Here is a 14401-nt window from a genome sequence, read left to right as displayed (position 1 = left end):
CTATATTTTAACAGTTTTTATGTCTTATAGCCCAGCGATTTTACTTTCACCGTCTTCACGATCTAGGCCAAATGCCGTGTGCAATGATTTAACGGCTTTTTCTAAGTGTTGATCTTGAATCAGAACCGACACTTTGATTTCGCTGGTTGAAATCATTTGGATGTTGATGTTGTTTTCAGCCAGTGTTTGGAACATAAGGCTAGCGACACCTGCGTGTGAACGCATGCCAACACCAACCAATGACACTTTAACAACTTCACTGTTGCCTAATATTTCTTTGGCGCCAATTTCATCTTTCACTTCTTCGTTAAGCACTTTTAGCGTCTTATCTAAATCAGTGCGGTTAACCGTGAAAGTAAAGTCAGTCGTACCGTTATCCGAAAGATTTTGTACAATCATATCGATTTCGATATTGGCACGACCAATTGGGCTTAAGATAGCAGAGGCGATACCAGGATGGTCAGGCACGCCGCGTACCAATATTTTTGCTTCGTCTCTGTTGAACGCGATACCTGAGATGATTGCCTGTTCCATATTGTCTCCTTCGTCTATCGTAATTAGGGTACCCACGTTGTCTTGAAATTCTTGGTCAAAGCTACCGTCTGTGTTTTCATCAAAGCTAGAGAGTACACGTAGCGGCACGCCATATTTACCAGCGAATTCTACTGAGCGAATTTGTAGAATCTTGGAGCCAAGACTTGCCATTTCAAGCATTTCTTCAAACGTAATTTTTTCAAGCTTTTTGGCTTTTGAGGTCACACGAGGGTCAGTGGTATAGACACCATCAACATCGGTATAAATTTGACACTCATCAGCGCCTAAGGCCGCAGCAATCGCCACACCTGTGGTATCAGAACCGCCGCGCCCTAATGTGGTCGCGTTGCCTTCTTCATCGATACCTTGGAAACCTGCCACAATAACGATATTGCCAGCATCTAATTGCTCGCGTATGTTTTTGTCATCGATGCTTTCGATACGGGCTTTGTTATGGGCGTTGTCGGTCTTAATCGCGACTTGGCGACCAGTCATTGAACGGGCACCAATACCAAGCTCTTTAATGGCCATGGCAAGTAGTGAGATAGAAACCTGCTCACCTGTTGAGACCATTTGATCGTATTCGCGAGGATCAGGCTGCGTGCTAATTTGGCGAGCTAGATCAATCAAACGGTTGGTTTCGCCGCTCATGGCTGAGACCACGACGACCACTTGATGACCATTGTCATGCCAGCGTTTGACTCGTTTGGCGACGTTTTTGATGCGGTCGATACTGCCCATCGAGGTGCCGCCGTATTTCTGTACTATTAACGCCATAAAAATCTACCTATTTATTCAATAATGACTTTTTATTGTCATTGAGGAGAGTCAATGTGATGCTCGTCAATGCTTGTATAGATAAAGCCAGATGATAAGAGTTATGCCTTTAGGTGTTTCGTTCTTCTAATGGTATCTATCAACCTTATGGAATGAACAATATGCCCAAACGTTGACCTTTATACCATATCTACCGCATAACTTTAAGCCTCAGGAGCGCTTAGATATATGGCGATTGGTTATAGTAGTTATAACCAATCATGTATTCTATGCGTAGTAGAGTAAAGCTATACAGTAAATATAAGGTACATTGTGAGACGCTATGCCAATATATTCGCGAGTTTAACATTCACTAGCTTAGCTAAGCTGGGTTTCAATCCAAGCAGGTAGAGCGCTGATAACCGCTGTACTGTTGCCAGACTTCGGTGCACCGCCTTGAGCGTAGTCAGGCTTACCGCCACCTTTACCACCAAGCTCACCTGCCAAATGACGAATAATATCACCAGCCTTCACTTTGGCAGTAACAGATTTTGCGACGCTCGCTGCGAGTGCTAATTGGTCATCTTTATTACCAATCAATACAATCACGCTATCAGGCAGTTTTGATTTGATATCGTCCATCAGTGTACGGATAGATTTACCATCGATACCGCTTAATGTACTGATAAGAACTGGCGTACCTGCGATCGTTTGTACATCATCAAGCAAATTGGCTGCTTGAGCGCTGGCTATTTTTTGTTGCAAACGCTCTAGTTGTTTTTCTAGGTCACGTTGCTTATCAGCCATAGTACGAACACGCTGCGCCACTTCAGGACGTTTTACTTTCAGCTGACTTGCCAATTCGCTCAGTTGTTGCTCGCTTTGCTGAATATTTTTGACTGCGTTCATGCCAGTGACAGCTTCAACTCGGCGGATACCAGCAGCAATACCAGACTCACTGGTGATTTTTAGCACACCAATATCGCCCGTACGCTGTACGTGCAAGCCACCGCATAGCTCGATAGAGAAAGGCTTGCGCTGACCATCAACGATACGGTCTGTACCCATGGTTAGCACTCGAACGTCACTACCGTACTTTTCGCCAAACAGTGCCATAGCGCCTTGGTTCATCGCTTCGTCAATCGACATGTGCTCGATACGGGCAGGGGTGTTGGCTTGAATTTGCTCATTAACGAGACGTTCGACACGCATGATTTCAGCGGCGCTAACAGGCTTATCGTAAGCAAAGTCAAAACGTAGCACTTCGCTTGAGACTAGTGAGCCTTTTTGCGTGACTGCGTCGCCCAATACTTCTCTTAGCGCTGCGTGCAATAGGTGAGTGGCTGAGTGGTTTTTTGCACTGGCTGCACGAATGCTGGACAGTACTTGCGCTTCAGCGGTTTGCTTAGTGCTGATATCGCCCATGGTCACGACACCATAATGGATAATCGCCTGACCAGATTTTTTGGTATCTTGTACTTCAAAGACACCAGATGCCGTACGGATTTCACCAAGCTCACCAACTTGCCCACCACCTTCAGCATAAAATGGGGTGCGATCCAATACCACAACGCCTTCCATGCCTTCTGTTAAGCTGTCTGCTGGGTTACCGTCTTGATAAAGTGCGTCAATAGTCACGCCGTCTTCTTCAAGCTGCTCATAGCCGATAAATGTCGTTGGTGTTTCTACTTGGATGACACTGCTGTAATCGACGTCAAACTTGCCAGCATCACGCGCACGCTCACGTTGTGCTTGCATATGCTCATCAAATTCCGCTTCATCAATAGCAATACCACGCTCACGAGTGATATCGGCGGTCAAATCAAGTGGGAAACCATAGGTATCATAAAGCTTAAATGCCGCTTCACCAGATAGCGTATCGCCATCTTGCAAGCCTTCAAGTTCGCTGGCAAGTAAACGTAAGCCTTGGGCCAATGTTTTAGCAAACTGTGCTTCTTCTTTTTGAATGGCGTTTTCGATGACGCTCTGCTTGTCTTGTAGCTCAGGATAGGCAATGCCCATTTCAGCGACAAGAGGCGCTACCATCTTATAGAAGAACTCGCTATCAGCGCCAAGTTTGTTGCCATGACGTACCGCACGACGAATGACACGGCGCAATACATAACCGCGACCTTCATTACTTGGCGTGACACCATCAGCGATCAAAAACGCTACGGCACGAATATGGTCGGCGATGACTTTTAGTGATGATTGTTGCTCGTTATTGATCTCTAGGATTTCAGCCGCCGCATCCATCAAATGGACAAATAAATCGATCTCGTAGTTGCCATGAACGCCTTGCATGATGGCACTAATACGCTCAAGCCCCATGCCTGTATCGACGCTAGGTGCTGGCAGTGGTAATAGCGTGCCGTCTTTTTGACGATTGAACTGCATGAATACGCAGTTCCAAATCTCAATATAGCGGTCGCCGTCTTCTTCTGGGGTACCTGGCAAACCGCCTTCGATATCAGCACCATGGTCATAAAAGACCTCGGTACAAGGGCCACAAGGACCCGTGTCACCCATCGTCCAAAAGTTGTCAGAAGCGTAAGGAGCACCTTTGTTATCACCAATACGAATGATGCGCTCACTTGGAATGCCGATGTTTTTATTCCAAATCTCAAAGGCTTCGTCGTCAGTCTCATAAATAGTGACATAGAGACGATTTTTATCAATCGCTAACCATTTATCCGAGGTCAAAAATTCCCAGATATACTCGATGCCTGCTTGCTTGAAATAATCACCAAATGAGAAATTACCAAGCATTTCAAAGAAAGTATGATGACGGGCAGTATAGCCGACATTATCCAAATCATTGTGTTTGCCGCCAGCACGTACGCACTTTTGAGAGGTTACCGCACGTGTATAGTCACGTGGTTCCATACCCAAAAAGGTCTCTTTAAACTGATTCATACCGGCATTGGTAAATAGCAATGTCGGATCATTGTGTGGAATCAAGCTAGACGATGAAACTTGGGTGTGCTGCTTGCTTATGAAAAAATCGATAAAGGCTTGGCGAATATCGGCTGAGCGAAATGGCTGGCTCACAGCGGCTCCTTACTGACGGATAGAATTGAGTAAATGACATAAAATAATTTTGCAAGCGATTTTAGCACAAACGCCCAAGCTCTTGGTACAAGAGTTATAACTACTAGGTTATTATACGTGTGCTAGTCACTGCCTAATTTGTAGCGTATGCAGACTAGTTGGTCAAAATTGCCGCATCCGTTTCATCCAATTTGTCTTGCGTGGTTGGATTGGACTCGATTACTTGTACAGGCAAATAACGTAATTGGAGCTTGATTGGCAAGTACTCTGGGAAGTTCTCTGCCATATCATTAGTAATGAGTGTCTCAATCTGGCGTACGTCATATGAGCTTGGTAAAGTCTCTCCACGCACGATTGCCCGCACCACTTGGTTCTCTTCTGAGGTATCAAACTGCGTATTGGTCAATACATTGCCTTGGTCGATAAAGTAGTTGTTGATCGCTTCTTTGACACTACTCTCAAATACTTGCTGCTTGGCATTGGTCTGTAGATTGATGGTCAAATAGGCACCTAAGCCCCCAAGTAGTAATAAAGTCACGGCGTTCCGCTGCAAAAAGGTCAGATAGGTATTGGACTTATAATCGTCATCGACCAAACGACGAAACCCTAAGACCCATAAGACAAGCGCATTGGTAAACTGGATAGCAAGAATGTTGGTCGCTGCCAATAACAGAGCACCAAGCCCAAGCTGCATCTCGCCATTAGCGAGCAAGATACCGCTAGCAGCCAGTGGTGGTACCAAGGCTGTGGCAACCGCAACGCCGACAACAGCAACCGAGAGATGCGGAGATACCATCGCATACGCACCAGCAGTACCACCTGCTAAGGCAATCATCAGATCCATGGAAGTAGGCTGGGTACGTGATAGGATTTCTGCCGTTAGCGGTTGGTCTTTATGTAACCAACCAACGATAAAGCCGACCAATACCACCAGCGAGACACCGATAATGACGGTAAAAAGCGACTTGCGTAGCAATGGCATACGGTGATCGATAATTGCTAGCGCTATACCCGTGATAGGGCCTAGCATCATCGCAACTAACATCGCTCCGATGACCACGGCTGCTGAATTAGTCACTAGCCCATAACTGGCAATGATGGCAGATAGGATGTTCATGATGAAGTACATCTTGCTAGGCAGCGCGTTTGCCTCAATCCTAACCCGTACTTCTGGGTAATCTACCTTTTGATTGCTGAATTGCTCGGCGACAAACTGCTTATAAGACTCAAGTTTGGCTTCTTTTTTCTCTTGAACCTCATCCTCGTCATTTTCGTTTTCTACATCGCTATCTTCTACATCAGTGTCTTTACTTTGGCTTTTATCTTCTGAGTCATTATTTTGATGGTCATTATTGCGACTAGATTTGTTTTTTGTTTTTTGTTGATTGGCTGTTTTGTTATCCGATGACTGTGCTGCGATGTTTGTGTCATCAGCAGGGTCATCGGCAGTGTCGTCTTCTGCTTCTACCGTTACCTCAGCATCACTATCGTCTTGAGCACCCTTTTCTATTGTTTCTGCCGTATCCGACTGGAAGAAATCTGACTTTTCTTTCGCTTCTATAGTTTCTGACTCTGCAATCTCAGACGCTTCAGTATTTAATTGTGACTCAGGTTCTGTCGATTCTAAGGTTGCTACGACCACATCGTCACTGATGGTTTCCATGGTTATCTCAGCGTCAGGCGGCTGCGCACATTCAGTGTCTACTTCGGAGTCTGTTTCGCCATCTGTATCAGTCGATTGCTTGTGTTGATTGTCTTCGCTGTCATTATTGTCTACAGTGGCATCATCAACTACTGGGTCAATTGTTGCGTTTTGATTGTGAGAAGCATCAGTAATGATTGGTGAATCATTTTGATCCACTGAGTTAGGCGCAGTATTTTTTTCAGATGAGGACATAGCAGATAGCGTTCTTAGTAGATAAAGAAAGTCATTATTGTAATGATAAATAGATAAAGATATAGGGGATTCTTGAAAGTTGTAAAAAAGAGTAGAGAGAAGATGGGGGTAAGAACTGATGTTTCTTATGATTAAGTCTAAAACCTTAATAATAGCATGGTTTTTATTCTAAAGTCATTCAATATAGCTGCTACAAGGGTTCACGGTAAATACTTACTTTTTTTGTGGGTTTAAGGTTAAATATATTATATCCACAATAAAGATAAGGAATAACTTATGAACTGGCCATTATTTTCTGTCATCTACTCAATGACAGCCACCGTGACTATCGGACTTTTTATGATTGGTGCTCTCATTACAGGGTTCGATGAGATATTTCATATTCAAATAGCGGTTGGATTGGGTGTTTTGGCTTCGATACCTGCAGGATTATTCTTTACCAAAAAAATTGGTAGTATTACTGGGAATGAGGAAGGCTATAAAACATAAAGACAAGCAGTGTTATCGATGTGAGGTGGAACCGCCTATCAGCAAACAAAAAAAGACCTCAATATTGAGGTCTTTTTTATCATCATTAAAAATACTTGATAACTAGCATCGAAGCTAGATTTGATAAGGTTCTATTTATTGAAGTTCGACAACCGCGCCATTTTCGATATTGGCATACACTTCTAACACATCCCAGTTGGTCAAACGAACACAACCTGCTGAGCCCTGACGACTGATACCTTCAGGTACTGGTGAGCCATGTAAACCGTAAGAAGGCTTAGATAATCCCATCCAAACGACACCGACTGGATTGTTTGGTCCTGGCGCTATCATATGAACTTTCTTTTGAGCGCCTTCACCGACGGTTGATTTATACCAAGGCATTTTCACTTTATTGATAATTTTGAACGTGCCTTTTGGAGACGGTGTGGCATCGCTACCAACGGTCGTCGGATAAGTAGCAACCAATTTGTCACCATTGTAGGCATACAACGTTTTGTCGGCTTTGTTGGCGACAACGCGATTGATACGTTGGTTCAGCTTGTCACGAGTATTTAGCACTGTGATAGTCTCGCCAACAGCGTACTTTTTATTTTTATTGAGTTTGTCTAAGTAACGTACATCCATATGGAAACGTTCACCTAGCATCTCTTTAATATCTTGATAATAAAGACCCTTCATTTTTGATTTCGCTTCTGAACCAGAAGGGGTAGTCGCAAAATTGGTATTGATATCGTCTGCGGTCAACGTATAAGTGACCAGTACAGGTTTGTTCGCAGGGATATTTTTAACCAATGCATCCCAAGTTTTTTGATCCATTTTACCAGTTGCTGGCAAGCCCTTCATCGTTTGGAAGTTAACGAGAGCTTTTTTGCTGTTCATGCCCCAACCGCCATCGATAGGACCAGGAGAAGCATGGTTCCAATCGAGCAGCGCCTGCATTTTGATCGTCATCGCTGAGTTGACTTTCATATTAGGTGACCAGACAGCACCGTTCACTTGCTTAGCATAGTTCGATAAGTTCAGCGTTGTATGCTTCTTACCATCCTTATCTTCGATGTTTTTGATGGTTGGATCATCGCTAAAGTCTTGACGCTTCTCACTCTCTGGTAATTCAAAAGCGAGTGGATCAGAAGAGTCGATAGATGATAGGTCGCTAGGCGCAGCAACGGCTTGACCTTCACTAATGTCATCGTTACGGTCAGCTTGCTCGTCTTTACGCGTCAGTTCTGCTGCACTCATATTGTCAGCAGCTGGGGCTAGCGCGTTTTGACTGGCTTCTTGCTTATTATTAATAAGCTGGTTCATGCTGTCGACTGGTTTCGCTTTCTCTGTATTTAACTGTACAGTAGCAGCGCCATCTGAGCGACTACGGTTCTCTTGCACATTCAGGCTAACCTTTTTGGCAAGACCTGGCATAGCGTCAGCCGTGCGTACTGGCAATGTGCGAGTACTATCGGCCGGTGCAGCAATTGCGGCTACACTGGCACTTACAGCTGCGATAGATATGGCAGTAATAATTGGCTTTATTTTCATCATATTGAGTCACTTGTGGTTGCTACTAATGCGGCTATTATGCGCATAATTTGATTGCATCGCAAACTTTTGACACATCTTTTTGCATTTAAGACTTACCAAACGTCAACTGCTGACGTATTCGCTACAGTTGGGTAATAATTTAACCAAGGTGTGTATGGGGTCGTGCTCGATTCTTACGCAAACTGTTCATTATTCGCACTATTTTTTGTGCAAGTAAAAATGACAGTTATTGGCGCTACTAGAGGTTTACGTCTATAATGTATGACTGAATTTTATTTAATATAACGATTTTTAGCAAAAAGCAATTTAACCCGCTAGCAGTTAATCCACAAGGTGCGATATGTCAGAAGACCAAACAATGAGTGCAGAAGAGTTTCAAAACCAATACTTCAACGATGAGTCTGAAGGCTTAGACGGTGAGATGGAGTATGATTTAGAGACTGGACTTCTTGGTGAGCACGATGAATTTGCTAACTTACATGCAGAGCTAAACGAAGCACGTGAGCAGCTTGTCAGTATTCGCGACTTTATTCGTTTTTCAGTCACGCAGCTGCGTAACTACGACGTCGTTGTTGCACAAGGCACGACCGATGAGTTTGCAGAAGCGTCAGCCATTGTCCTGCATTCTTTGTCTCTCGATTGGTCTGCCAATGAGCAGATTTTAGACTGTCGTCTGACCACGTCTGAGAAGCAGTTGGTACTAGGGCTGTTAGAAGAGCGTATCGCTGAGCGTAAGCCGCTCAGTTATTTGATTAACTTGTCATACTTCTGCGACTTGCCTTTTTATGTCGATGAGCGTGTTCTTATCCCTCGCTCACCGATTGCAGAGTTGATTCGTCAGCAGTTCCATCCGTACTTTGAAGTTACCGAGTTGGCCAAACCATTGGGCGTCAGTCCGAACGAAAAGTCAGCGGTATTTTATGATCATGGCTTGGATGTGAAGCAATTGTCACAGCCTGAGCGTATCTTGGACTTGTGTACTGGCTCTGGTTGTATCGCTATCGCGCTTGCTACCCGTTTCGTTGATGCGTTGGTCGATGCTGTTGATATCGATAAAGGCGCGTTAGAAGTGGCAATGGTCAATGTCGATCATCATGACCTTGGCCATCAAGTAAACGTAATCGAGTCTGATTTGTTTGCCAAGATACCTGCTGAGAACCAGTATGAGCTTATCGTCACCAATCCGCCGTACGTAGACGCTGCTATCATGGCAGATTTGCCGCCTGAGTTCTTATATGAGCCTGAGCATGCGCTAGCAGCTGGCCAAGACGGTTTGGATTTGGTACATCGTATTTTATTTGAAGCGCCAGATTATCTTAGCCCAGATGGGTTGCTGATCTGTGAAGTAGGTGATAGCGAATGGGCCCTAAAACAAGCCTATCCTGAAATCCAGTTTGATTGGTTGAAGTTTGCACATGGCGGTCATGGTGTCTTTGCGATTACCTACGATGAGCTAATCTCAAACCGTCAATTGTTTGCCTCTTATGTTCAGCTATTAGATAGCCTTCAATAGACAGATATTAGGTTAAATAGACGTCGGCTTCATGAGCCGAAACTATAAATAACAATACAATCACTCATTAAAATCAGTATAAGCAATGACCATGAGTGATTGGTTACATAGTCATCAGTAGCGTTTACTTGTTTAAGGACAGTTATGGCAGGCAATAGTATTGGGCAGGTTTTTACGGTCACCACCTGCGGTGAGTCACATGGCGCAGGCCTTATGGCCATCGTTGATGGCGTACCACCAGGTTTAACATTATCTGCAGACGACCTACAAGTAGATTTGGATCGTCGCAAACCAGGTACGTCTAAGTATTCAACCCAGCGCCGTGAGTCTGATGAAGTTGAGATTATCTCTGGCGTATTTGAAGGCAAAACCACAGGTACGTCTATCGGTTTATTGATTCGTAATACCAATCAAAAATCCAAAGACTATAGCGATATCAAAGACACTTTCCGTCCTGGACACGCTGACTATACTTATAGTATGAAATATGGCTTCCGTGACTATCGTGGTGGCGGTCGTTCGTCAGCGCGTGAGACAGCTATGCGTGTAGCAGCTGGTGCTATCGCCAAGAAATACTTGCAAGAACGTCTGGGCGTACAAATCCGTGGTCACGTGACTCAGATTGGCAATGAGCATAGTAATGTCTTAGACCCAAGCCAAATTGACTGGGAATTCGTAAATAGCAATCCGTTCTTCTGTGCAGACAAAGAAGCGATTGGCCGTTTTGAAACCTTGATTGATAACTTGCGCCGTGAAGGTACCAGTTGCGGCGCGCGCCTTGATATCATTGCGAGCGGTGTGCCAGTAGGCTTAGGTGAGCCAGTATTTGATCGTTTAGATGCAGATATTGCTCATGCTATGATGAGTATCAATGCGGTCAAAGGTGTCGAGATTGGCGATGGGATGGCGGTGGCAGGTCAATTCGGACATAGCGCTCGTGATGAGCTGACCCCAGATGGGTTTGCAGCCAACCATGCTGGTGGTGTCTTGGGCGGTATCTCATCAGGTCAAGATATCCGTGTGAGTATTGCTTTAAAACCAACGTCTAGTATTACTACTGCTGGCAAGAGCATTAACACTCAAGGTGAAGCAGTCGATATGCTAACTAAGGGTCGTCATGATCCTTGCGTTGGTGTGCGTGCCACGCCTATCGCCGAAGCGATGCTAGCGATTGTAGTGCTCGATCACTATCTACGTCATCGTGGTCAAAACGCGGATGTGCAGCCGCCAGTACAATCGATTACTTAGTATTTTTGTCGTAGAGTAATCAGCCCTTTGTTGTTTCCAGTGATTTGTTACTAGAAATGATAAAGGGCTTTTTTATGTCCAAATAAAATACAGGTGTTACCTAAATACAATTAATGTGTTGAGCTAGCTAAGTATCAGGCTGCCAGTTGATACTCATCAATAGCCACACACTGCTGATGTCGAAATACCAATAACAACCGCTGACTAGGAATCGCTAGCCAATGCCCAAACTCAATACTATCGACGCCTTGGCTCGTTAATGTCTGTGCACAGTGATGACGGCTAAAGCCGATTAGGTTATTGATAAGATGGTTATCCTTTAATTGATGTGACATAGATTTTTTACTCCTAATTTACTTTACGAATTTGACGGTTCAACAGATCCTAGTACTATCGTAAAACAAAGAAGTAGAAATCCTGTGTAGTCATGATGGAAAGTTGATGAATCCATATATAGTCATTCCACTATAAAAGTATTACAGCGTTAACCTCGCTTGAAGTATCACATATACATCTGCACTCGGTTGCCTTGTACTACTCTTAAATTGAATCGACTATAAGTTATTATTTTCAGGCCAATGGCAGGGTGATACTAACCATCACACCAGAACGCTGGTTTTTACTAGTATCAGTGTTATCAGGTGTAGCTTTATCAGCATTGGCATGGACATTATTGATGGCTACCTGACCACCATGATGTTCAATTACTTGCTTCACTAGTGTTAGACCAAGGCCCGTGCCCTTTTTAAGCGTATTACTACTATGGTCAGTCTGCCTCGGCTCAGTCGTTGGATATACCGAGTCTGTATTTAGGTCATTGCTGTCTGTTTGATTCGTTGTTTGAGATGATGGTAGGCTTTGATGAGACAAGCTAAAGTAACGCTCAAATGCTTTTGCGACAGCATATTCGGGTAGTAGTTTACCATCATTGAATATATCGATAGTGACGGTCCGAGCAGTGCTATGCAATGAAATCTCAACGGTACGATTTGCAAAGTGTATCGCATTATCAAGCACATTTTGCAGTACCTGTATTAACCAAAACTGGTCAGCATACACACTGGTTGATGCCAGTATTTCTGCTGGCAAGTTTGCAGTATTGGTCACATTCTTATTATCAATATGTATATCGATAGGGTATAGATTCTGCTGTTGCTGCTTGGCCGTATTATCTTTGATCAAACTTTGCAAAAGCGGTAATAAGGGAGTCAATTGTTGGTTGAGTTTAAAGGTAGGCTGTTCTACTTTAGCAAGCAACAGAAGTCGGTCGATGAGCTGTTGCATTTTTACGCTTTGCTCACCAACCGTCTCAATGAGCATCTGCCGATCTTCATCATCTAGTTTATTGCCATCTAGTCCATCGTCCTCTAACAGCTCACTACTGGCACGTATCGCAGTCAAAGGGCTTTTTAGCTCGTGGGTCAAAGTATGGACATAATCAGTGACGTAAGCACGGTTTTCGAGTCGATGCTTCATAGTCTCGATGGTATCTGTCAAGCTATTCAGCTCATGCCCTAGATAGAAATAGGGCTTTTTGGTGTCTTCTGCCAGCGCACTGGTATATTGAGTCACTAAAGTGATGCTTTGCTTAAGCCACCATGCTACTAGACCTGCCAGTATAAGGGCGGCGATGCTGATAAGTAGTGCGGTAATGAGCATGCGGTTACGTGTGTTATCTAAATAAGGCAATACGCTAGCGACAGGCTTACCGACACTGACCACACCGATGATATCTCCAGACGGATTTTTTATGGGCTGAGCCACATACATGACCGAACCATCACGCCGCTGATAGTCTCGCAGCGTGCTTCTTGCGCCGTATTGTCCCTTTAACGTGAGATAGACATCGTTCCAGCGTCCATAGTTCTGCCCTTCATTATTATCAGGTTTGGGCAGGGAGTCGTAAATGACTATGCCGCTACTGTCTGTCACATATACGCGAAAGCTACTGTAGCTTTTGGTTTGATCGACAGGACTGAGCGTTTCATCCATCGCTGGCATGCCGACAAATGCAGCATCAAGTTGCGCTTGATAGTCCTCGTCATATAACTGTCCTGTAGATAACGGCACCTGTAGACTGGCCGCGAGTAGTTTACTGGTGTCTAGGAGCGTGTCTTCGATGACTTGCTGCGCGGTTGGCTTGACGTAGCCAAACAACTGAGTAAACACGACCACGCCGCATATAACGAGCACCAACGCAACGGCTAGCCAAATCCTAAAAAATATACTTAAATTGAGCAGTCGTTTGCGTTTAGGGGCTTGCTGAGCAGTACCAATGGGGTGCAGTTTGGCATACCAATTGCTTTGGTCATTATGAATAGCATTTTCAGCAGGATTGGTTTTATTATTCATAAACTAGCAGCCACTGTTAAGCGGGACATAATGCATAACCCAGTCCGCGATGCGTATGGATGACATCGACATTAGCATCTACCATAGCGAGCTGTTTACGAATTGATTTGATATGACTGTCTATAGTTCGCGCCAAGCGGTGGTCAGGATAGTCGCTTACAGCGCTAAGTAATTGCTCACGGCTAAAGACTTGCTGCGGTGCTTGTAATAGTGTCAGCAAAATTTTGCGTTCTGTATTACTAAGCTCAAGCTTTTGCTCTTGCCACGTTAATGAATAGTTGAGCGGTTGATAATGCCAAACACCAGATTGGTTTTCAAACGTTAATGCTTGTCCTGATAGATTATTCGAGGAAGTAGTATCAGTACTGTTATCTGAGTTTATGGTATGAGAGCCTGACTGTTGAATCAGCTGTTCACGTCGCCAAATGGCTTTTAAACGCGCGACCAACTCACGTGGACTAAAGGGTTTGGCGCAATAGTCGTCACCGCCCATCTCCAATCCCAAAATACGATCGACCTCATCGCTACGTGCAGTCAAAAACACGATAGGCAAATCTTTTAAGGCGTCGATATCAGGCGTATGACGTATTTGCTGACATAGGCTCAAGCCGTCACCATCTGGCAGACCGACATCCATAATGATCGCCGACAGATCTTGTGCTTCATGACTATGCAGCATGGGTAACACGCTACTGGCATTATCCAACCAAGTTATCTGCCAACCTTCGCGTTTGCAGGTGACCTTGAGCGACATCGCGATCGCAGGATCGTCTTCTACCAGTAAAATATGGGTCATAGTCTCTACATCATCTTATAAGCTTAGTAAATTATCGTAGCACAAAACAGCAGGCTGCTCTTGCTGCCACGAGTCAAATGGTGTGAAAAGTTAATGAAAAAGTAAGGTGCTCAGTAGATAGTGTACGATGTAATTATTTTAATACATTCAACAAAAAGGCCAGCTCAATAAATAAGCTGGCCTTGATAACGAAGATTAAGCGTGATTATCTATTAATAGACTAAGC

10 protein-coding genes are annotated in these 14401 nt (G+C 44.3%); 3 read left to right on the top strand and 7 right to left on the bottom strand.

Translation table 11 applies throughout. The features are described 5' to 3' along the window. Nucleotides 1-24 precede the first annotated feature (24 nt). The 3 genes from B2863_RS05150 to B2863_RS05140 all read right to left on the bottom strand — a co-directional run bounded on the left by B2863_RS05150 (nt 25) and on the right by B2863_RS05140 (nt 6238). Nucleotides 25-1311: an aspartate kinase gene (locus B2863_RS05150; RefSeq protein WP_057759246.1), complete on the bottom strand. Its 1287-nt coding sequence runs from the start codon at nt 1309-1311 to the stop codon at nt 25-27. Nucleotides 1312-1668: 357 nt separating this feature from the next. Continuing rightward, entirely contained in the window at nt 1669-4341 is a 2673-nt protein-coding gene (alaS, locus tag B2863_RS05145; RefSeq protein ID WP_296207994.1) for an alanine--tRNA ligase, read from the bottom strand. A gap of 154 nt (nt 4342-4495) precedes the next feature. Next, nucleotides 4496-6238, bottom strand: coding sequence for a DUF389 domain-containing protein (locus tag B2863_RS05140; protein WP_296207993.1), 1743 nt, complete (start codon nt 6236-6238; stop codon nt 4496-4498). Nucleotides 6239-6514: 276 nt separating this feature from the next. Between B2863_RS05140 and B2863_RS05135 the strand changes: the two genes are divergently transcribed. After that, nucleotides 6515-6727: a hypothetical protein gene (locus B2863_RS05135; RefSeq protein ID WP_057759250.1), complete on the top strand. Its 213-nt coding sequence runs from the start codon at nt 6515-6517 to the stop codon at nt 6725-6727. A 135-nt stretch (nt 6728-6862) separates the two neighbouring features. On the opposite strand, the gene B2863_RS05130 is transcribed toward B2863_RS05135, so the two are convergent. Then, entirely contained in the window at nt 6863-8266 is a 1404-nt protein-coding gene (locus B2863_RS05130; protein WP_296207992.1) for a L,D-transpeptidase family protein, read from the bottom strand. A 340-nt stretch (nt 8267-8606) separates the two neighbouring features. Between B2863_RS05130 and prmB the strand changes: the two genes are divergently transcribed. Continuing rightward, complete coding sequence (gene prmB / locus B2863_RS05125; RefSeq protein ID WP_238053174.1) at nt 8607-9779, top strand: 50S ribosomal protein L3 N(5)-glutamine methyltransferase; 1173 nt, start codon at nt 8607-8609, stop codon at nt 9777-9779. A 144-nt stretch (nt 9780-9923) separates the two neighbouring features. Continuing rightward, complete coding sequence (gene aroC, locus B2863_RS05120; RefSeq protein WP_296207990.1) at nt 9924-11027, top strand: chorismate synthase; 1104 nt, start codon at nt 9924-9926, stop codon at nt 11025-11027. A gap of 134 nt (nt 11028-11161) precedes the next feature. Here the strand turns inward: aroC and B2863_RS05115 are convergent, their stop codons facing one another. The 3 genes from B2863_RS05115 to B2863_RS05105 form a co-directional block, all read right to left on the bottom strand. Beyond that, nucleotides 11162-11362 (bottom strand): hypothetical protein, encoded by a 201-nt coding sequence (locus B2863_RS05115; RefSeq protein WP_201566951.1) that lies wholly within the window; start codon nt 11360-11362, stop codon nt 11162-11164. 235 nt (nt 11363-11597) lie between these two features. Next, complete coding sequence (gene creC / locus B2863_RS05110; protein WP_296207987.1) at nt 11598-13379, bottom strand: two-component system sensor histidine kinase CreC; 1782 nt, start codon at nt 13377-13379, stop codon at nt 11598-11600. 16 nt (nt 13380-13395) lie between these two features. Further along, nucleotides 13396-14175 (bottom strand): response regulator, encoded by a 780-nt coding sequence (locus tag B2863_RS05105; protein ID WP_296207986.1) that lies wholly within the window; start codon nt 14173-14175, stop codon nt 13396-13398. Nucleotides 14176-14401: the final 226 nt, after the last annotated feature.

This window comes from Psychrobacter sp. UBA3480, assembly GCF_002377945.1.
GTDB lineage: Bacteria > Pseudomonadota > Gammaproteobacteria > Pseudomonadales > Moraxellaceae > Psychrobacter.
This window is presented reverse-complemented; position numbering and strand designations above follow the sequence as displayed.

What these genes read in the sequence shown, in the direction of transcription:
- B2863_RS05150 (WP_057759246.1), bottom strand. Translation starts at nt 1,311, where the DNA reads ATGGCGTTAATAGTACAGAAATACGGCGGCACCTCGATGGGCAGTATC.
- B2863_RS05140 (WP_296207993.1), bottom strand. Translation starts at nt 6,238, where the DNA reads ATGTCCTCATCTGAAAAAAATACTGCGCCTAACTCAGTGGATCAAAAT.
- B2863_RS05135 (WP_057759250.1), top strand. Translation starts at nt 6,515, where the DNA reads ATGAACTGGCCATTATTTTCTGTCATCTACTCAATGACAGCCACCGTG.
- B2863_RS05130 (WP_296207992.1), bottom strand. Translation starts at nt 8,266, where the DNA reads ATGATGAAAATAAAGCCAATTATTACTGCCATATCTATCGCAGCTGTA.
- prmB (WP_238053174.1), top strand. Translation starts at nt 8,607, where the DNA reads ATGTCAGAAGACCAAACAATGAGTGCAGAAGAGTTTCAAAACCAATAC.
- aroC (WP_296207990.1), top strand. Translation starts at nt 9,924, where the DNA reads ATGGCAGGCAATAGTATTGGGCAGGTTTTTACGGTCACCACCTGCGGT.
- B2863_RS05115 (WP_201566951.1), bottom strand. Translation starts at nt 11,362, where the DNA reads ATGTCACATCAATTAAAGGATAACCATCTTATCAATAACCTAATCGGC.
- creC (WP_296207987.1), bottom strand. Translation starts at nt 13,379, where the DNA reads ATGAATAATAAAACCAATCCTGCTGAAAATGCTATTCATAATGACCAA.
- B2863_RS05105 (WP_296207986.1), bottom strand. Translation starts at nt 14,175, where the DNA reads ATGACCCATATTTTACTGGTAGAAGACGATCCTGCGATCGCGATGTCG.